Source organism: Ruegeria sp. AF7 (genome assembly GCF_056541885.1).
Genome location: NZ_JBQFYX010000001.1, coordinates 281,717 through 299,595 on the forward strand (window position 1 = coordinate 281,717; position 17,879 = coordinate 299,595).

Annotated in this window: 19 protein-coding genes and 1 tRNA gene; 9 read left to right on the forward strand and 11 right to left on the reverse strand. The window is 59.1% G+C overall.

The features are described from left to right. Positions 1-171: 171 nt before the first annotated feature. From argS to scpB, 5 genes are all read left to right on the forward strand, one after another. Complete coding sequence (argS, locus tag ACR0AP_RS01425) at positions 172-1,917, forward strand: arginine--tRNA ligase (protein ID WP_480504839.1); 1,746 nt, start codon at positions 172-174, stop codon at positions 1,915-1,917. 88 nt (positions 1,918-2,005) lie between these two features. After that, positions 2,006-3,070 carry an SPOR domain-containing protein gene (locus ACR0AP_RS01430; RefSeq protein WP_480504841.1) on the forward strand — a complete coding sequence of 355 codons (1,065 nt, stop codon included), beginning with the start codon at positions 2,006-2,008 and terminating at the stop codon, positions 3,068-3,070. Then, positions 3,067-4,074, forward strand: coding sequence for a beta-N-acetylhexosaminidase (nagZ, locus tag ACR0AP_RS01435; RefSeq protein WP_480504843.1), 1,008 nt, complete (start codon positions 3,067-3,069; stop codon positions 4,072-4,074). Before ACR0AP_RS01430 ends, nagZ begins: the two co-directional genes overlap by 4 nt. Next, positions 4,064-4,858, forward strand: coding sequence for a segregation and condensation protein A (locus ACR0AP_RS01440; RefSeq protein WP_480504845.1), 795 nt, complete (start codon positions 4,064-4,066; stop codon positions 4,856-4,858). The genes nagZ and ACR0AP_RS01440 overlap by 11 nt, the downstream gene beginning before the upstream one ends. Next, entirely contained in the window at positions 4,851-5,498 is a 648-nt protein-coding gene (scpB, locus tag ACR0AP_RS01445) for an SMC-Scp complex subunit ScpB (RefSeq protein WP_209503670.1), read from the forward strand. The genes ACR0AP_RS01440 and scpB overlap by 8 nt, the downstream gene beginning before the upstream one ends. A gap of 93 nt (positions 5,499-5,591) precedes the next feature. Here scpB and ACR0AP_RS01450 read toward each other — a convergent pair whose 3' ends face one another. From ACR0AP_RS01450 to ACR0AP_RS01485, 8 genes are all read right to left on the reverse strand, one after another. Then, complete coding sequence (locus tag ACR0AP_RS01450) at positions 5,592-6,671, reverse strand: 2'-deoxycytidine 5'-triphosphate deaminase (protein ID WP_480504847.1); 1,080 nt, start codon at positions 6,669-6,671, stop codon at positions 5,592-5,594. Between the two features lie 61 nt (positions 6,672-6,732). Next, positions 6,733-6,809: transfer RNA gene (locus ACR0AP_RS01455), tRNA-Pro, on the reverse strand. Positions 6,810-6,870: 61 nt separating this feature from the next. Next, a complete protein-coding gene (locus ACR0AP_RS01460; RefSeq protein ID WP_209503672.1) occupies positions 6,871-7,470 on the reverse strand; it encodes a MerR family transcriptional regulator in 600 nt (199 codons plus the stop codon). Positions 7,471-7,487: 17 nt separating this feature from the next. Then, a complete protein-coding gene (gene ihfA / locus ACR0AP_RS01465; protein WP_209503673.1) occupies positions 7,488-7,790 on the reverse strand; it encodes an integration host factor subunit alpha in 303 nt (100 codons plus the stop codon). Between the two features lie 96 nt (positions 7,791-7,886). Further along, entirely contained in the window at positions 7,887-8,858 is a 972-nt protein-coding gene (locus tag ACR0AP_RS01470) for a beta-ketoacyl-ACP synthase III (protein ID WP_480504849.1), read from the reverse strand. A 22-nt stretch (positions 8,859-8,880) separates the two neighbouring features. Then, positions 8,881-9,969 carry a phosphate acyltransferase PlsX gene (gene plsX, locus ACR0AP_RS01475; RefSeq protein ID WP_480480536.1) on the reverse strand — a complete coding sequence of 363 codons (1,089 nt, stop codon included), beginning with the start codon at positions 9,967-9,969 and terminating at the stop codon, positions 8,881-8,883. 24 nt (positions 9,970-9,993) lie between these two features. Further along, positions 9,994-10,200: a 50S ribosomal protein L32 gene (gene rpmF / locus ACR0AP_RS01480; protein WP_008756996.1), complete on the reverse strand. Its 207-nt coding sequence runs from the start codon at positions 10,198-10,200 to the stop codon at positions 9,994-9,996. A gap of 205 nt (positions 10,201-10,405) precedes the next feature. Continuing rightward, on the reverse strand, positions 10,406-10,942 hold the full coding sequence (locus ACR0AP_RS01485) for a YceD family protein (RefSeq protein ID WP_480504851.1): 537 nt from the start codon (positions 10,940-10,942) through the stop codon (positions 10,406-10,408). 85 nt (positions 10,943-11,027) lie between these two features. Here ACR0AP_RS01485 and ACR0AP_RS01490 point away from each other — a divergent pair, with 85 nt between their 5' ends. The 3 genes from ACR0AP_RS01490 to ACR0AP_RS01500 all read left to right on the forward strand — a co-directional run bounded on the left by ACR0AP_RS01490 (position 11,028) and on the right by ACR0AP_RS01500 (position 14,219). Then, a complete protein-coding gene (locus tag ACR0AP_RS01490; protein WP_209596647.1) occupies positions 11,028-11,501 on the forward strand; it encodes an outer membrane protein assembly factor BamE in 474 nt (157 codons plus the stop codon). A gap of 100 nt (positions 11,502-11,601) precedes the next feature. Next, the gene (locus tag ACR0AP_RS01495) at positions 11,602-12,342 is read left to right on the forward strand and encodes a GNAT family N-acetyltransferase (RefSeq protein ID WP_480504853.1); all 741 of its coding nucleotides are present in this window, start codon (positions 11,602-11,604) and stop codon (positions 12,340-12,342) included. A gap of 68 nt (positions 12,343-12,410) precedes the next feature. Further along, complete coding sequence (locus ACR0AP_RS01500) at positions 12,411-14,219, forward strand: ABC-F family ATP-binding cassette domain-containing protein (protein ID WP_480504855.1); 1,809 nt, start codon at positions 12,411-12,413, stop codon at positions 14,217-14,219. Here ACR0AP_RS01500 and ACR0AP_RS01505 read toward each other — a convergent pair. Together ACR0AP_RS01505 and ACR0AP_RS01510 are read right to left on the reverse strand one after the other, a co-directional pair. Beyond that, entirely contained in the window at positions 14,216-14,746 is a 531-nt protein-coding gene (locus tag ACR0AP_RS01505; protein WP_480504857.1) for a sugar O-acetyltransferase, read from the reverse strand. The two genes, ACR0AP_RS01500 and ACR0AP_RS01505, sit on opposite strands and share 4 nt — an antisense overlap. Positions 14,747-14,773: 27 nt before the next feature. Further along, positions 14,774-15,529, reverse strand: coding sequence for a 3-hydroxyacyl-CoA dehydrogenase (locus tag ACR0AP_RS01510; protein ID WP_267363947.1), 756 nt, complete (start codon positions 15,527-15,529; stop codon positions 14,774-14,776). Positions 15,530-15,761: 232 nt separating this feature from the next. On the opposite strand from ACR0AP_RS01510, the gene ACR0AP_RS01515 reads away from it, so the two are divergent. Continuing rightward, entirely contained in the window at positions 15,762-16,469 is a 708-nt protein-coding gene (locus tag ACR0AP_RS01515; protein WP_480504859.1) for a hypothetical protein, read from the forward strand. Positions 16,470-16,547: 78 nt separating this feature from the next. Here the strand turns inward: ACR0AP_RS01515 and tyrS are convergent, their stop codons facing one another. Then, positions 16,548-17,801: a tyrosine--tRNA ligase gene (gene tyrS, locus ACR0AP_RS01520; RefSeq protein ID WP_267363943.1), complete on the reverse strand. Its 1,254-nt coding sequence runs from the start codon at positions 17,799-17,801 to the stop codon at positions 16,548-16,550. Between the last annotated feature and the right edge of the window lie 78 nt (positions 17,802-17,879).

Sequence of the window (17,879 nt, forward strand, 5' to 3'; positions counted from 1 at the left end):
GGTGGTCGGTGGCAGCTCGACAGACAGCGCGCAGGGCAATTGAGGTCTCAGGCAGCGGATATTCGGGCGAGATTGGCGGGCATTTGGCGCCAACCGAGTTCAAACAATAGGCTTCCATTGACCTTGCCGCATTGCGTGGTAAACCCCGCGACAAGCAAAAGGACATCCGAAATGAACCTGTTTTCCGAGATCCGCGGCCTCGTACTGGACGCGCTGGCGCAGATGCAGTCCGAAGGCGCGTTGCCCGAGGGGCTGAGTTTTGACAACGTGGCGGTTGAACCGCCGCGTGATGCGGCGCATGGCGACATGGCGACAAACGCGGCGATGGTGCTGGCAAAACCGGCCAGGATGAAACCGCGCGACATTGCCGATGTATTGGCTGGGAAGCTGGCAGCGGATGACCGGATCACCAGCGCCGATGTGGCAGGTCCGGGCTTTCTCAATTTGCGGCTGGCACCGTCGGTCTGGCAAGGTGTGCTGGCGGCTGTGCTGGAGAAGGGCACCGATTATGGCCGCTCGACTATGGGCCACGGGCAGAAGGTCAACGTGGAATATGTTTCGGCCAACCCAACCGGACCGCTGCACGTGGGTCATACACGGGGTGCAGTGTTCGGGGATGCTCTGGCAAGCCTGCTGGCCTATTCCGGCCATGACGTGACCCGCGAGTATTACATCAACGACGGCGGCGCGCAGGTGGATGTGCTGGCGCGCTCGGCTTACGAACGCTATCGCGAGGCCAATGGTCTGAGCCCCGAAATTGCCGAAGGTCTTTATCCCGGCGACTACCTGATCCCAATCGGTGAGGCGTTGAAAGAGAAATACGGCGACAGCCTGATCGACAAGCCGGAAAGTGACTGGCTGGAAGAGGTGCGTGAGTTCTCGACCGACGCGATGATGGACCTTATTCGCGCTGACCTGAAAGCGCTGGGCGTCGAGATGGATGTGTTCTTCTCGGAAAAATCTCTCTATGGCACTGGTCGGATCGAGGCCGCATTGCAATCGCTGACTGACAAGGGCCTGATCTATGAAGGCGTGCTCGAGCCGCCGAAGGGCAAAAAGCCCGAGGATTGGGAGCCACGCGAACAGACCCTGTTCAAATCGACCGAACATGGCGATGACGTCGACCGCCCTGTCAAGAAATCGGATGGCAGCTGGACTTATTTTGCCCCGGATATTGCTTATCACTATGACAAGGTGACCCGTGGCTTTGACGCGCTGATCGACGTGTTTGGCGCCGACCATGGCGGCTATGTCAAACGGATGAAGGCAGCTGTGTCGGCGCTGTCCGACGGTAAGGTGCCGCTTGATATCAAGCTGACGCAGCTGGTGAAGCTGTGGAAGAATGGTGAGCCGTTCAAGATGTCCAAGCGGGCAGGGAACTTTGTCACTCTGCGCGATGTGGTCGATCAGGTGGGCCCGGACGTGACGCGGTTTGTTATGCTGACCCGCAAGAACGACGCGCCGCTGGATTTCGATTTTGACAAGGTGCTGGAACAAAGTCGCGAGAACCCCGTGTTCTACGTTCAATACGCACATGCCCGCGTCATGAGCGTGCTGCGCCGTGCGGCCGAAGCTGGAATTGCGGCTGATGATGCGACCCTTGCGGACGCTGACCTGAGCAAGATCGATCATGCCTCGGAACTGGTTGTTGCCAAGAAGCTGGCAGAATGGCCACGGCTGGTCGAGATTGCCGCCCGGACCAATGAACCGCACAGGGTCGCCTTTTACCTTTATGAACTTGCAGGCGACTTTCACGCGTTGTGGAACAAGGGCAATGACGAGACGCAATTGCGTTTCATCCAGGATGGCGATGTTGCCACAAGCCAGTCAAAAATCGCTTTGGCCCGGGCCGTTTCTGTTGTGATTTCAGCGGGCTTGGGTATTCTTGGCGTTACTCCGGCGCAGGAGATGCGGTAAAAAATATCGCCCGAACCGCCGGTATGAGGTAGGCAAGAAATGACCCGCGGGCCTTATTTTCAGGCGCGAAACGGGCAGTGAGGCGGACATGGCGAGTTACGATTACTCGGGGCACCAAAGCCCCGGGCAGATTCATTACCCGAATCAAGCGCATTCTGATGATGTGTATGATTTTCCCGAAGACATGCAGGAAGATGACGCGCCGCGTGGCTCGTTTGGTCTGGGCAGGGCAGTCAATTTTCTGGGGGCTGTTGCATCCTTGGCGCTGGTCGCCGGTGTCGGGGTCTGGGGCTATCAACTGATCATGCGCGATGTCAGTGGCGTGCCGGTTGTTCGCGCCGCCGAAGGGCCGATGCGTGTACAGCCGGAAAATCCGGGTGGAACACCCGCCGATCATCAGGGCTTTGCCGTGAATGCCGTCGCCGCCGAAGGCAGCGCTGCGGCGCCGGCCGACCGGTTGATCCTTGCACCGCGCCCGGTGTCCTTGACGGACGAAGATCTGCCCGCCGGAGAACTGAAGCCGACCCCTGCGCTGCATGTGGTCGAAGAACCTATCACCACGCAGGAGGCCGCGCGCCTGCGCCAGAACGCAGTAGATGCGCTGGTTGCGGAATTGGCGGGTGCGGCAGCAGAAACGCAGCAAGAGTTCGAAGACGGTGTGCAACTGGCATCGCTGACCACCCCCGATGAAGAACCCGCCATTGACCCAGCAGATTTTGCTGCGGCCTTGCCGGACCCGAGCTTCGCCGAGTTGCCGGGCGTGCGCCGATCATTGCGCCCTGTGACGCGTCCGGCACGGTCCACCCGCAGTCAGGTCGCGCCCAGTGAGACTTCCGAAGACGCCATCAATGCAGCGGTGAAAGCCGCGGTCGGGGTGGATGTTGATCCGGATACACTGGCCAAGGGAACCCGGCTGGCGCAGCTTGGAGCTTATGACAGCACGCAAGTGGCACAGGCCGAGTGGGACCGTTTGAATGGTCAATTTGGTGATTATTTGTCGGGAAAACAGCGGGTTATCCAGAAAACTTCAAGCGGTGGACGGACCTTCTACCGCCTTCGTGTTCTGGGGTTCGAAGACCTGAGCGACTCGCGCCAGTTCTGCGCTGCTCTGGTCGCGCAAGGCGCTGATTGTATCCCGGTGGCCGTGAGGTGAAGTTCGGAGCAGCGATCACAGATGCTGAAGGACTGCGCCTGACGCAGGAGGAAAGAGACCTGTTTCGCCAGATGAACCCGTTTGGGTTTATCCTGTTCTCCCGCAATATTGAAAGCGCCGATCAGGTGCGGGCCTTGTGTGATGATTTCCGCGAGGCCGTTGGGCGCAACTGCCCCATTACCATCGATCAGGAAGGTGGGCGCGTGCAGCGTTTGCGCGCACCCTTGGCCCGCGAATGGCTGCCGCCGCTGGATCATGTGATCAGGGCGGGTGATCAAGCGGAACGCGCCATGTACCTCAGGTACCGCCTGATTGCGGATGAGCTGTTTGGTCTGGGTATCGACAGCAACTGTGCCCCCATGGTCGATGTGGCGCGGCCCGAGACCCACGCGTTTTTGAAAAACCGCTGTTATGCCTTTGATCCTGAGCAGATTTCCAGGATCGGCAGGGCCGTGGCACAGGGTCATCTGGATGGGGGTGTACTTCCGGTTCTCAAGCACATTCCCGGCCATGGCCGTGCCACTCTGGACAGTCACCATGACCTTCCGCACGTTGATTTGCCGCTGGAAGAGTTGGAATACAGCGATTTCGCGCCGTTCCGCGCCTTGAATGACCTGCCGATGGGGATGACAGCACATCTGGTCTTCGATCAGATCGATCCCCGGCCAGCCACTATTTCTGCGGCCATGATGGGCCTGATCCGAGACAATATCGGCTTTGGCGGGCTGATCATGACCGACGATATTTCGATGAGAGCGCTCAGTGGGGCGTTGACGGACCTCACACGGCAATCTTTGCAGGCGGGCTGTGATGTGGTCCTGCATTGCAATGGCAGTTTTTCTGAACGTGCCGCTGTGTTGGAAACTGCCGGTGAGATGTCGGATGTGGCACAAGCCCGCGCAGAACGGGCGCTGGCGATGCGCAAACGCCCGCGGGAACTTGACATCCAAGCCGCCGAAGCGGAACTATCTGCCCTAATGGGCGGGCAGGTATATGAACGATAATCTTTTTGGCGAAGACCCTGTCTCGGTCGCGGATCGTCTTGCGGCCGAAGCGCTGATTGTTGATGTCGACGGGTTCGAAGGCCCGTTGGATGTTTTGTTGACCCTTTCACGCACGCAAAAAGTGGATCTGCGCAAGATCTCGGTTCTTGCGCTGGCGCAGCAATATCTGGCCTTTGTTGAAAAGGCGCGTGCGCTGCGCATTGAACTGGCCGCCGATTATCTGGTCATGGCGGCGTGGCTGGCCTTTCTTAAGTCCCGTTTACTGCTGCCGCCAGACCCCGATGACGAAGGACCATCGGGTGAAGAACTGGCCGCGCATCTGGCGTTTCAACTTGAACGCCTGCAGGCGATGCGCGACGTCGCTGCACGGCTGATGGCCCGCGACCAACTGGGTCGTGATTTTTTCAAGCGCGGGCAGGGCGAGGACGTCACCCGCATTCGCACCGTGACTTATTCCGCCACGCTGCTGGACCTGATGCAGGGTTATGCCCGTATCCGCACCCGTGACGAATTCCGCCCCTTTGTGATGGACCGCGATGCGGTGTTCACGATGGAGCAGGCACTGGAGCGGATGCGCCCGCTGATCGGTTTTGCGGGGACGTGGACCGATATGGAAACCTATCTGCCCGATGGTTGGGATACTGACCCGGTGCGCCGCAGGTCGGCGACGGCTGCGACCTTTGCGGCCTCGCTGGAACTGGTGAAAGAAGGACATATGGAGATCAAGCAGAGCGAGACATTCGCGCCGATCCATTTGCGCAAAAGGACACAGACACGTGACTGATGCCCCAGAAGAAACCGGTACCCTGTTCGAGGCGCCACCCCTGGCGGAACAGGAGCGTATGGTCGAGGCTGTGTTGTTTGCCAGTGCCGATCCGGTGACGATTGCCGATCTTGAGGCGCGGATGCCGCATGGAAGCGACGCCGCGCAAGCCGTTGAATTGCTTCAGAGACGTTACGAAGGGCGCGGCGTGCGCGTGGTGCGCGTGGGGGAGGCATGGGCGATTCGCACAGCCCCCGATCTGGGCTTTCTGATGCAGAAGGAAACGGTCGAGTCCCGTAAACTCAGCCGGGCCGCGATCGAGACATTGGCCATCGTCGCGTATCACCAGCCCTGCACCCGCGCCGAGATTGAGGAAATTCGCGGTGTGTCAGTTTCTCGCGGGACGATTGACCAGTTGCTTGAGATGGAGTGGATCAGGTTGGGCCGTCGCCGTATGACACCGGGTCGTCCTGTGACATTTGTGGTGACGTCCGAGTTTCTGGATCATTTTGGTCTGGAGAACGCCCGCGACCTGCCGGGTCTCAAGGAGCTAAGGGCTGCGGGTTTGTTGGAAAACCGACCTCCGCCGGGGGCGATCCCGTTGGGCGAGGCGCGTGAAGACGAAGTGGACGAAGACCAGTCGGAACTGTTTGAGGAGTAAAAATCCTGACAGGTCACTACAGGTCAGGCGCAGAACCTGCGACAGGCAACGCGGGTTATCTAGCACAAGCACCGTTGCAAGAAATTCTGAGGATTAGCCAACCGCTTTGAAGTGCTTGGACAGTTTCAGGCCTTGCCCCTGATAGTTCGATGCAATCCCGGCACCATATAGCTGCGTGGGCATCTCGGCCATTTTTTCATAGACAAGACGCCCGACCACCTGTCCGTGCTCCAGCACGAAAGGCGCTTCGTGGCATCGCACCTCAAGCACGCCACGCGATCCGGCCCCCCCGGCGGCTGCATGGCCAAAGCCGGGATCGAAGAATCCGGCATAATGCACCCGGAATTCACCAACCATCGCCAGATAAGGTGCCATTTCGGCGGCATACATCGGCGGGATATGGACCGCCTCGCGGCTGACAAGGATATAGAATGCACCGGGGTCAAGTATGATGCGACCGTCCTTGGTGCGCACTTCCTCCCAATAGTCCTGGGGGTCGTATTCGCCAATTCGGTCCAGATCGATTACCCCGGTATGGGGCTTGGCGCGATAGCCGACCAGATCGGTATCGGGCAGTTGCAGATCGACCGAAAAGCCAAGACCGTCCTGAATTACAGCAGGGCCGTCTACTAACGGCGATTCGGCGTGCAGGGCGGTCAGTTCCGCGTCAGACAAGACGGCCTGACCTTGACGGAAACGGATCTGGTTCAGACGCATACCGGGTCGGACCAGAACCGAAAACGAACGTGGACAGATCTCGGCATACAGCGGGCCTTTGTAGCCTGCGGGCACGCGATCGAACTCGGTGCCACCATCGGTGATGGTACGGGTCAGAAGGTCAAGCCGCCCGGTCGAGCTTTTGGCATTGGCGACGGCGGTTATATCGCGGGGCAGGGCAAGCGATTCCATCAGAGGCACCAGATAGACGCAGCCCTTTTCCAGAACAGCGCCGTCCGAGATGTCGATGCGGTGCATCTCGAACTCGGCCAAGCGATCCGTAACGGTCTGTCCTTCGCCCGCGAGGAATGAGGCACGAACGCGGTAGGCCACTGTTCCCAAACGCAAATCAAGGCTGGCCGGTTGAATTTGCGCTGACAGGACATCGGGGTTGGCGGCGATCTCTCCGCGCGCGATCATTGCTTCGATTTGCTGGTTCGCGCAAACACCTGTCATCTCGATCCCCTCATGTGCCAGAGCGGGATCTGGCCTTTGTGCCATAAACGTCGGTGTGATTTGGTCGGGCTAGCAGGACTCGAACCTGCGACCTTCCGTCCCCCAGACGGACGCGCTACCAGGCTGCGCCATAGCCCGACGTTGGGCCGTTCATAAAGATTTTCCCGGCAGGGGCAAGAGGAAAACACTGCCTTTTTTCCTAACCCGTCGCCTGTGTTTCGACCCGATCCAGCCAGCGGCGCAGGTCTTTTGCAATCGGTGCAATCTGGCGCAGAAGTTCGTCGTCAAACTCGGCACGCTTCCACGCCAGCGAAGCAATTCCGCCTATCAGGGGCGCTGTGTTCAGGTCTGGTTCTTGTACTGACACAGCCGTGGGACGTGCGTCGGCCTGCATGCATTCATTCGCCGGCTGCTCGGACGGTCCGTCCAGATCCATAGGGATTTGTTCGGTGGCGGCAGCGGGTTTGGGTTCGAACGGCACCACAGTACCTTGAACGGGTTCAATCAGGGCAGGACCCGGTTCGTCCAGAGGCGGAGACAGTGCTGCGACATGTGCGACGCCTTGCTCGCGCAGGATTCGCTGTACGCCCTTGATTGTGGTCCCGTCTTCGTGAAGCAGTTTCTTTATGCCCCCCAAAAGACGCATGTCATTCGGGCGATAATACCGGCGCCCGCCCGCGCGTTTGACCGGTTTGACCTGAGCGAACCTGCTTTCCCAGAATCGCAAAACATGGGCCTGAACCCCAAGCCAATCCGCTACTTCACTGATCGTGCGAAACGCGTCGGGAGACTTGCTCATATCCGCGTGACCCTGGGTTACTTGCGATTCCCGACGGCGACGCGATCTTTCATAAGATGCGACGGGCGAAAGGTCAGTACGCGGCGGGGCTGTATCGGAACTTCTTCGCCGGTTTTGGGGTTGCGACCGACTCGCGCGGTCTTGTCGCGAACACTGAATGTACCGAAGGACGAAATTTTCACCTGCTCACCGCGCACCAGAGCGTCGGACATGTGGTTCAGAACGCTTTCGACCAGCTGCGCACTTTCGTTACGTGAAAGCCCGACTTCGCGAAAGACGGCCTCGCTCAGATCCATTCGAGTCAGTGTATTGTCGCCCATGTCATTTCCCCTGTTGCTGTCAAAGCATATGGGTATGGCAAATTCGCTGTCAATATCAATGAATTGCAAGCAGCTGTGTAAGCTGGATTGCGCCGGTTACCAGCGCAGAACCACCGCGCCCCAAGCCAGACCGCCGCCAATCGCTTCGGTCACGATCAGGTCGCCGGGTTTGATCTGCCCGCGTTGTTTACCAACCGACAATGCCAATGGGATGGATGCAGCCGAGGTGTTGCCGTGATCCTGAACGGTCACAACTACGTTTTCCATTGGCAGGCCCATCTTTTTGGCCGTGCCCTGAATGATGCGAATATTTGCCTGATGAGGAACAATCCAGTCTACGTCAGCGCTGCTCAGCCCCGCGCGGCCCAGGGCTGTCTCAGCGGTTTTGGTAAGCTTTTCAACGGCATGTCGGAAGACCTGATTGCCCTGCATTCGCAGATGCCCGGTGGATTGGGTCGAAACACCCCCATCGACATAAAGCAGGTCCTTGTAGCGCCCATCCGAGTTCAGGTCGGTTGCGAGTATGCCGCGATCCGCAGCGGTGCCTTCGCCGTCCTGCGCTTCGAGTACCAATGCGCCGGCGCCATCCCCGAACAAAACGCAGGTCGAGCGGTCGGTCCAGTCCATAATCCGGGAAAAGGTTTCGGCACCAATGACCAGCACGCGTTTGGCTTGGCCGGACAGGATCAACGCATTTGCGTTGCTGAGCGCGAAAACGAATCCCGCGCAGACAGCCTGTACGTCGAAAGCAAACCCCCTGGTCATGCCCAGCCGGGCCTGAACCATGGTCGCGGCAGAAGGAAAGGTCAGGTCCGCGGTCGAGGTCGCCAGGACAATCGCGTCGATATCATCCGCTGTCAGGCCCGCATCGGCCAGCGCAGCCTCGGCAGCTTTGGTGGCCAGGTCCGACGTCGTTTCGTCATCGGCGGCAAAGTGACGGCGTTCGATCCCCGACCGGGTTCTGATCCACTCATCCGTCGTGTCCAGCGTTTTCTCGAACTCGGAATTTGGAACAATACGTTCCGGCAAATAATGCCCGACACCTACTACAACTGAACGGCCTGCCATTTTTGAGGTACTGCCTTTTTTGTTATTTATCGGTCTGCGGCGCAGCTTGCGCGGCATCTTGTGCAAGCTGGGCCGTGGATGCAACCCGCGCAGCTAATTTTTCGGCAAAGCCGGACTGTGCCAGGGTAAAGGCCAGTTTGATCGCCGCCGACACTCCGGTCGCATCTGCCCCGCCATGGGATTTAATAACTGTCCCGTTCAGACCCAGAAACACGCCACCGTTCACGCGCCGCGGATCAATACGCTTTTTCAGGCGCTGTAGCGACGTGATAGCCAGGACCGAAGCCAATCGGGACAACGGAGAGTATTTGAACGCCTCACGCAGAAGATCTCCGATCAGGCTGGCGGTACCTTCGCCTGTTTTGATCGCGACATTGCCGGTAAACCCATCGGTAACAATGACATCTGCCTTGTCACCGGGAATGTCGCTGCCTTCGACAAAGCCAACAAATTCGAAATTCGCCTGTTCCGCGAAATCCGAGATCAAGGCGTGTGCTTCTTTCAGTTCCGCGCGGCCTTTATGCTCTTCTGTGCCAACGTTCAGCAGCCCGATCCGGGGTCGGTTCAGGGCCATGCCGTTGCGCGCATAAGACGCGCCCATCAGGGCGAATTGCAGCAAGTCCTTGGCGTCGGCGCGCACATCGGCGCCCACGTCCAGCATCACATTGAACCCCTGCGGGTTGCGCGAAGGCCACAGGATCGCGATTGCGGGGCGGTTGACACCCGGTAATTTGCGCAGCCGCATCATCGACAGGGCCATCAGGGCGCCAGTGTTCCCGCAGGATACCGCGCCATGGGCTTCGCCCTGGCGAACCGCTTCCAGCGCGGACCACATCGAGGTCTGCTTGCCGTTGCGCACAACCTGGCTGGGCTTGTCCTCCATCGTGACAACGTCGGGGCAATCACGAAAAACGACGCGCCCTTCAAGGACACGTCGTTTGGCAACCAGCTTGCGCAATACCTGTTCGGGCCCATGCAGCAGGAACCCGATATTCGGGTTCTTGCCAGCCGATTTCGCCAGACCTGCAACGACGACAGCGGGACCTGCATCCCCTCCCATTGCGTCAACCGAGATGGTGATCCGTCCGGCGTGCGTGGGCTGATCGTTCATGCCTTGGTCTGCGCTCGATCAGGCTTAGGCTGCGTCTTCGTCCAGATCGATTTCGTCGGCCTGTGCGACGACTTCGCGATCGTCATAGTGGCCGCAAGATGCACAAACGTGGTGCGGGCGTTTCAGTTCGCCGCAGTTCGGGCATTCGTTCGGGTTTGCAGCAACCAGAGCGTCGTGTGCGCGGCGGTTGTTGCGACGCGACTTGGAAACTTTGTTCTGTTGGACGGCCATGGTCTCAACCTTTGTCTGACTGGGGGCCGCAGATTCGCTGCCGACCCGGGTTTCGTAGTTCGTTTATCGTGGTTTGACGCGCGTTTAGGCGACGAGCCCCGCAATGTCCAACCCAAAATCCGATGAGCGCGCGAAAATACTGCGATTCTCGGCATGTTCAAGCGATTTTTCTGACCGCCTGCTATGACAGGAAAACTGGCACCTGTCACTCGTCTTTTTTTAGCACATCGCGCAATCCTGCCAATCCTGCAAAGGGTTTGGCATCGTCATCCGTCATCGCCTGTTTGCCCGGTTCTGTATAGGCAGCCTGACCCAGTTCTGCGCCGTCTTTCCGCGGATATTGTGGCAGAGCCAGAGACAGGGCCTCGATCATGACTAGGGCCGGATCAATTTCAGGCCCCAAAGGTTCAGATTCGTCTTCTTCCGGGATCTCGAACTCTGGATCATCAGGGTCTGCCCAATCCGCAAGAAATGTCCGGTGCACCGGAATGTCGATCCTTGTCGTCACCGGTTCCAGCGTTACCACGCAAGGTTGGATGACAGTTGCACCGAGTTTGCCGTTCAATACCCAGTCCCGTTTGCCTTGTGCCCGCACGTCGCCCGAAAAGCTGAGCTTGCGCAGCCCCAGCAGCCCAAGCTCTTGCCTGATCTGTTCAAGCGCGGTGGTTGCGGGGCGCAGATTGAACGGTGTCGGGGCGTTCTGCGGCAGGTCAGACACCCGAAATGATGTCGCGTTGCTCATTCGTGAGCCTTTCTATGTGTTGAACCGTGGCAGCGGTTTATGTAATCGGATAGAAGCCGAAGAAGGCCAAGGCAAGAGGGTGCAGATGTTGAAGGTAGTGAACCAGTTGAAACCAGCTGCGAAATCGCTTGTGTTTGTTGCCTTTCTGGCTGCGACCGGGGCTTGTACGGCTGTCTTCAAGAATCACGGCTATGTGCCACCGGCCGAGGAACTGGCGGAAATCAAAGTTGGCGTAGACACGCGTGACAGCGTGCAAGAGGCCATCGGCGCGCCGGGCGCATCCGGCGTGGTTCGGGATTCGGGCTATTACTATGTCCGCTCTCGCGTGCGTCACTACGGTCCGAAACGGCCCGAGGTGGTATCGCGCGAGCTGGTTGCCATCAGTTTTGATCAGCGCGGTGTCGTCAGAAATATCGAGCGCTTTGGTCTAGAGGACGGGAATGTGATTGCTCTGGAGCGCCGCGTTACCGATTCCAACGTTCAGGACAAAGGCTTCCTGCGTCAGCTGCTGGGCAATATCGGCAACTTCAACCCGGCCAACATTCCGGGCGCTAACTAATTTGCGCCAAAACCTTGCGGTGGTCACAGGGCAGTCACATGTCTTGTGCTAACGGTGTCGTACCGACGCCTGAGGGTCGGCAACCGTGGAGGACGCGACCGTGGCAACGGCAGTTTTGTTAAGCAAGGGGCGCTATCGCGCCAGATTGGCGCAATCGCCCGAGGATATCAGAACAGCTCAGGCATTGCGGACGCTGGCTTTTGGCACAGAGCAACCGGACTGCGACGAGTTTGATGCACGCTGTAGCCATATCCTGATCGAGGATACGCGCTCGGCAGAACGGCTGGTCTGCTGCTTTCGGATGCTGACCATGGAAAGTGGCGGCGAGATCAAGCGAAGCTATTCGTCACAGTTCTACGACCTGACCTCGCTCGAAGGCTTCGAAGGTCGGATGGTCGAAATGGGACGATTTTGTATCCACCCCAATCACAGCGACCCCGACATCCTGCGTGTCGCCTGGGGGGCAATGACGGCCTACGTTGACCGGAACAACGTCGAGATGCTGTTTGGATGTTCCTCTTTTGCCGGTACCGAAACTGAGCAGTATCTGGATGCGTTTGCGATGCTCAAATATCGCCATCTGGGCCCGAAACGTTGGTTGCCGCGCGTGAAGGCTCCGGATGTGTTTCGTTTTGCCGCGCGTCTGCGGCGCAGACCGGATGTGAAAAAGGCAATGCTGCGGATGCCACCCTTGTTGCGGACCTACCTGATGATGGGCGGTTGGGTCAGCGATCATGCGGTGGTGGATCGCCACATGAACACGCTGCACGTTTTTACAGGGGTGGAAATCGGTGCGATCCCCCCGGCACGCAAACGTCTGTTGCGGGCGGTGGCCGGGTAGATTGAGTATTTTTCAAAAGGTGAAGACGGGGCGTTGACGCAATGTGTCAGCCGGTTTAGCTGGCGCACATGGCGAGAATTCCTTTGTTGCAGATGTCCGGCATTTCCCTGACTTTCGGGGGTGACCCGGTGTTTTCCGAACTGGATCTGGTGGTTCAGCCCGGTGATCGTGTTGCGCTGGTGGGGCGAAACGGGTCCGGAAAATCCACGCTGATGAAAGTGATGGCCGGTCTGGTCGAGGCTGATCGGGGCGAGATTGTCGTGCCGCCCGGAAAATCCGTTGGCTATATGGAGCAAGATCCGACGATGGAGGGCTTTGCCACGTTGGGGGATTACGCCTCCAGCGGGTTGGAGCCGGGAGAACTTTACAAGGTTGAACGGGCCGGTGAAGGGTTGAAGTTCGATCCTTCACGGGCGGTTGAGACGGCTTCGGGCGGAGAGAGGCGGCGGGCTGCGCTGGCCAAGCTGATGGCCGAAGCACCGGATCTGATGTTGTTGGACGAGCCGACCAACCATCTGGATATCGAAGCCATCGCGTGGCTGGAACGCGAACTTGGCGCGACCCGAGCGGCCTTTGTGCTGATCTCGCATGACCGGGCCTTTCTAAGGGCGCTGACGCGGGCAACACTTTGGATTGACCGGGGGGCTGTTCGGCGACAGGAGCAGGGCTTTGAAGCCTTTGAGGCCTGGCGGGACAAGGTCTGGGAGGAAGAGGACCAGCAACGCCACAAGCTGAACCGCCTGATTAAGTCCGAAGCGAAATGGGCGGTTGAGGGCATTAGCGCCCGACGCAAACGTAATCAAGGCCGGGTGCGGGCCTTGCAGGCGTTGCGAGCCGAAAAGGCGGCGCAGATCAAACGTCCGGGTTCGGCTGCAATGGCACTGGAGGCCGGGCCAAAATCAGGCCGAAAAGTGATCGAGGCCAAGGGGTTGGCCAAAGCGTTTGATACCACTCAGATCGTTCGGAACTTTGATCTGCTGGTACAACGCGGTGACCGAGTGGCCTTTGTCGGGCCGAACGGTGTTGGCAAAACAACGTTGCTGAAGATGCTGCTGGGGCAGGTGGAGTCGGACGAGGGCTCGGTTTCCTTGGGGACGAACCTTGAAATCGCGGTGTTCGATCAGACCCGTGCCCAACTGGACCCCGAGATGAGCCTGTGGGACAGTCTGACCGGCGATCCGGAAATGCGGGTGTCGGGCAAGGCCGATCAGGTAATGGTGGGCGGGCAGCCCAAACATGTTGTAGGGTATCTCAAGGAATTTCTGTTTGACGAACGGCAGGCCCGAGCAGCCGTCAAATCCCTGTCGGGTGGGGAAAAAGCCCGGTTGTTACTGGCCAAACTGATGGCGAAACCCTCGAACCTTCTGGTGCTGGACGAACCGACCAACGATCTGGATGTCGAGACGCTGGACCTGCTGCAAGAGCTTTTGGATGATTATGACGGCACCGTTCTGCTGGTGAGCCATGACCGGGATTTTCTGGACCGCGTGGCGACAACCACCATCGCGATGGAGGGGAACGGACGGGCGGCAGTCTATGCTGGCGGCTGGTCGGATTACATCGCGCAGCGTGGCGACGTGATCCAAAAAAGCGTAGAAAAAGCAAAAGCTTCAAAGCCAAAGATCAAGCAGGAAGAAAAGCCGAAATCCGGCCTATCCTTCTCGGAAAAGCACCGGCTGGAGAAACTGCCTGCCGAGATCGCGCGCCTTGAGGCCGAGATTGCCAAGCTGGAAGAGCTGATGTCCGACCCCGGGCTGTTCACGCGCGAACCGGTGAAGTTCCAAAAAGCGACCGAGGCGCTGGTTGAGCGGCAGGAGAAACTCTCGGCCGCTGAAGAGGAATGGCTGACGCTCGAAGAGAAGGCTGAAAGCGCTTAGCGCGCCAGACGTTTTGCCGGATTACCTGCCACGGTTTCTCTGGCGGGGACGTCTTTGGTGACGACGCTGCCTGCGCCGATTGTGGCGTAGTCGCCTATGGTAATGCCGGGCAACAGGATCGCTCCGCCGCCAACCCAAACCTGCCTGCCGATGGTGACGGGCAGGCCGATTTCCAACCCTTGTGCCCGATCAGCCGGGTCTTTGGCATGATGAGCGCAGTAAATCTGAACATTGGGGCCAAACATCGTGTCGTCGCCGACCCGAACGAGGGCCGTGTCCAGAACCACGCATCCGGCATTGAAGAAAACCCGGCTGCCCAGATGGATGTTCATTCCATACGCGCAGTGAAAAGGGGCTTCGAGAAAACAGTCCTCGCCGACATGTCCCAGCAGCGCGTGTAGTTCCGGGGCCATCGCGCCGCGTGTGTCGGGCGGACAGGTGTTGTGAGCGTGAACAGCCCGTCGTGCCCGCGCGCGCAGATCGTCCAACTCAGGATCGAGACAGCAATACCACTGCCCGGACTGCATTTTCTGGCGCTCCAACATAGAGCTGTCTTATCGCATCCGCAGAGCGCCGTCGATGCGGATGACCTCGCCGTTCAGGTAGCCCATTTCAACGATGAAACCGGCCAGCCGCCCGTATTCCTTAGGGTCGCCCAGGCGGGCCGGGTTCGGGACGTCGGCGGCCAGTTGTTTCTGCACGTCTTCGGGAAGGCCCGCCAGCATCGGGGTCATAAAGATACCCGGCGCGATGGTCATGACGCGAATCCCGGTCGAGGCCAGATCACGGGCCATTGGCAGGGTCATGCCAACAACCCCGCCTTTCGATGCAGCGTATGCCGCCTGTCCCTTTTGGCCGTCGAATGCGGCAATAGATGCAGTGTTGATGATCACACCGCGCGCCCCGTCCGGTTCGGGTTCGTTCTTTGCCATCTCGGCAGCGGCCAGCCTTGAGACGTTGAATGTGCCGACAAGATTGATGTCGATCGTACGCTGGAACGCGTCCAGCGGGTGGGGCCCATCCTTGCCGACTGTCTTGATTCCATAAGCGATACCCGCGCAGTTCACAGTCGCGGTGATCTTGCCCATCTTGTCCATGCCGTGGCGCACGGCAGCAGCGACCGAGGTTTCGTCGGTTACATCCGTCAGCGCAAAATATCCGCCGATTTCGGAGGCGACTTGAGCGCCACGGTCCGCGTCACGGTCCAGAATAGTGACTTGCGCGCCCTGCGCGGCAAAGTGACGGGCGGTGGCTTCGCCCAGACCGGATGCGCCGCCGGTGACAAGAGCGGCTGTGGTGGACAAGTGCATCGGAGCTCCTCCCTGGGATATGAACAACTGTTCAATAACTGCTTTGCAGGGGCGGTGTCCACATCTTTGAGCCTGAACGCCAAAAGGGGCGGGGCGGACTGACCGCCGCCGGGTCAATACGCATCTTTAAGGCATCTTAATCCGCGCTTCACGAAAACGCGCCTGTTCGTGAACGAAGTAATCACAGCCATTGCGTGTTTTTTCGTCAGGAGGTTCCGATATGGTAAATGGTATGAAACAAACACTGGGCGCTGTTCTGGCTGCACCTGTCTTTGGGATTGTGGTTGCCGGCAGTGCTGTTGCAGCGCCGGAAACGTGTAACTGGAAAACGGCCCGAAATTTCGCGAATGCAGGCGACTATGCCGGTCTTTGCGATTGTGTTCAGGTGACCCCGAGCTTTCTGGACAGACTTCAGAAGCGACCGGATTTTGAGACAACGCTGCGCGTTACCGGGGCGCAATGCCCGGGCCTGGCCGCTTTGCTGACAGATGTGCCAACGGCAAGCTTGTCCGGTCTGGCAGAGAATCGGGGTGAAAGTCGCGGTTCAGAACCCGGCGGGGCGGGATTTGCGAACGCGGCTGGTCCAGACGGCCTCGGTGGTGGCGGAGAACCTGACAACGGCGGCCAAGAACCCGGTGGTGGCGGTGGACAGCCCGGCGGCGGTGACGGAGAGCCCGGCGGTGGCGGTGGAGAACCTAGCGGTGGCGGTGGAGAGCCCGGCGGCGGTGGCGGGGAACCCGGTGGTGGCGACGGTGAACCCGGCGGTGGCAAAGGCAATAACGGCGGCGGAAAGGGCCATAACGGCGGCGGCAAAGGTGGCGATAAGGGTAACAATGGCGGCGGCAACGGCGGCGAGGGCAGCAGTCCGGGTCGCGGAAACAACGCCAATGACGACGAGGGCGAAAGCGACCGGCCCGGTCGCGGAAAGGGACGTCAGTAGCCTTGCCCATTCCAAAATAGATACGGCCACCCAATCGGGTGGCCGTTTCCTGCTTTGCAATCAAAGGTGAAAGGGGCGTCAGCCCAGTTGCACCAATGCGTGGCGTTTCTTGCCTGCACTCAGCTTGATCGGGGATGACAATGCGCCCGCGTCGATCATCAAACCTGCATCCGTCAGCGGAGCGTCGTCCAGTTTGGCCCCGTTTTCAGCAATCAGGCGCTTGGCCTCTTTGCCGGATTTGGCGAGGCCTGATTTGACAATGATCTGCACGATGGACATGCCGTCGCCCAGTTCATCCGCGCTGAGGGTCAGGGTGGGCAGATCGTCTCCAACGCCACCTTTTTCGAACACTTCACGGGCTGTGGCTTCGGCCGTTGCCGCAGCTTGCGCCCCGTGGAGAAGGGCTGTCACCTCATTGGCGAGGCGGATTTTGGCCTCATTGATCTCGGACCCGGCAAGCGCGCCAAGACGGTCACATTCATCCACGGGCAATTCGGTATAGAGCTTCAGGAACCGCCCGACATCCGCATCGGTGGTGTTGCGCCAGAACTGCCAGAATTCATAGGGTGAGCGCATCTCGGCGTTCAGCCAGACCGCGCCATCCTGCGATTTACCCATCTTCTTACCGTCGCTGGTGGTCAGCAGGGGAGAGGTCAGGCCGTAGATTTCGTGATCCAGCACCCGGCGGGTCAGGTCGATACCGTTAACAATGTTGCCCCACTGGTCGCTGCCGCCCATTTGCAGAACACAGCCATAGCGACGGTTCAGCTCCAGAAAGTCATAGGCTTGCAGGATCATGTAGTTGAACTCGAGAAACGACAGCGATTGCTCGCGATCCAGCCGGGATTTCACCGATTCAAAGCTGAGCATCCGGTTGACCGAGAAATGCCGCCCGATGTCGCGCAGGAAATCGAGGTAGTTCAGATCATCCAGCCATTCGGCATTGTTCAACATCAGTGCCTTGTTTTCGGCGTCAGTGTCGTAATCGATATAGGCCGCGAACACTTTCTTGATGCCCGCGATGTTTTCGTCGATCTGTTCGGGTCCCAGCAGGGGGCGTTCATCCGCGCGGAACGAAGGGTCACCCACCTTGGTGGTGCCGCCACCCATAAGGGTGATCGGCTGGTGGCCGGTCTTCTGAAACCAGCGCAACATCATGATCTGGATCAGGCTGCCCACATGCAACGACTTGGCCGTTGCATCAAAGCCGATATAGGCCGGCTTGCACCCACTGATCAGCGCGTCGTCAAGGCCCTGATAATCGGTGCAGTCGGCGAGGAAGCCGCGCTCGATCATCGTGGCGATGAAATCCGATTTGGGGTGGTAGGTCATATCGTGCCCTCGGGGTTTGTGTTGCGCGGCACTGTATAGGCGGCGCTGCGGATGAGGAAAAGCCACCTTTTCAATCTA

What these genes read in the sequence shown, in the direction of transcription:
- plsX (WP_480480536.1), bottom strand. Translation starts at nt 9,969, where the DNA reads ATGAACGATCAGCCCACGCACGCCGGACGGATCACCATCTCGGTTGAC.
- ACR0AP_RS01515 (WP_480504859.1), top strand. Translation starts at nt 15,762, where the DNA reads ATGAAACAAACACTGGGCGCTGTTCTGGCTGCACCTGTCTTTGGGATT.
- rpmF (WP_008756996.1), bottom strand. Translation starts at nt 10,200, where the DNA reads ATGGCCGTCCAACAGAACAAAGTTTCCAAGTCGCGTCGCAACAACCGC.
- ACR0AP_RS01500 (WP_480504855.1), top strand. Translation starts at nt 12,411, where the DNA reads ATGGCGAGAATTCCTTTGTTGCAGATGTCCGGCATTTCCCTGACTTTC.
- ACR0AP_RS01505 (WP_480504857.1), bottom strand. Translation starts at nt 14,746, where the DNA reads ATGCAGTCCGGGCAGTGGTATTGCTGTCTCGATCCTGAGTTGGACGAT.
- ACR0AP_RS01470 (WP_480504849.1), bottom strand. Translation starts at nt 8,858, where the DNA reads ATGGCAGGCCGTTCAGTTGTAGTAGGTGTCGGGCATTATTTGCCGGAA.
- ihfA (WP_209503673.1), bottom strand. Translation starts at nt 7,790, where the DNA reads ATGGGCGACAATACACTGACTCGAATGGATCTGAGCGAGGCCGTCTTT.
- ACR0AP_RS01510 (WP_267363947.1), bottom strand. Translation starts at nt 15,529, where the DNA reads ATGCACTTGTCCACCACAGCCGCTCTTGTCACCGGCGGCGCATCCGGT.
- argS (WP_480504839.1), top strand. Translation starts at nt 172, where the DNA reads ATGAACCTGTTTTCCGAGATCCGCGGCCTCGTACTGGACGCGCTGGCG.
- ACR0AP_RS01440 (WP_480504845.1), top strand. Translation starts at nt 4,064, where the DNA reads ATGAACGATAATCTTTTTGGCGAAGACCCTGTCTCGGTCGCGGATCGT.
- ACR0AP_RS01460 (WP_209503672.1), bottom strand. Translation starts at nt 7,470, where the DNA reads ATGAGCAAGTCTCCCGACGCGTTTCGCACGATCAGTGAAGTAGCGGAT.
- ACR0AP_RS01430 (WP_480504841.1), top strand. Translation starts at nt 2,006, where the DNA reads ATGGCGAGTTACGATTACTCGGGGCACCAAAGCCCCGGGCAGATTCAT.
- ACR0AP_RS01490 (WP_209596647.1), top strand. Translation starts at nt 11,028, where the DNA reads ATGTTGAAGGTAGTGAACCAGTTGAAACCAGCTGCGAAATCGCTTGTG.
- ACR0AP_RS01485 (WP_480504851.1), bottom strand. Translation starts at nt 10,942, where the DNA reads ATGAGCAACGCGACATCATTTCGGGTGTCTGACCTGCCGCAGAACGCC.
- tyrS (WP_267363943.1), bottom strand. Translation starts at nt 17,801, where the DNA reads ATGACCTACCACCCCAAATCGGATTTCATCGCCACGATGATCGAGCGC.
- ACR0AP_RS01450 (WP_480504847.1), bottom strand. Translation starts at nt 6,671, where the DNA reads ATGACAGGTGTTTGCGCGAACCAGCAAATCGAAGCAATGATCGCGCGC.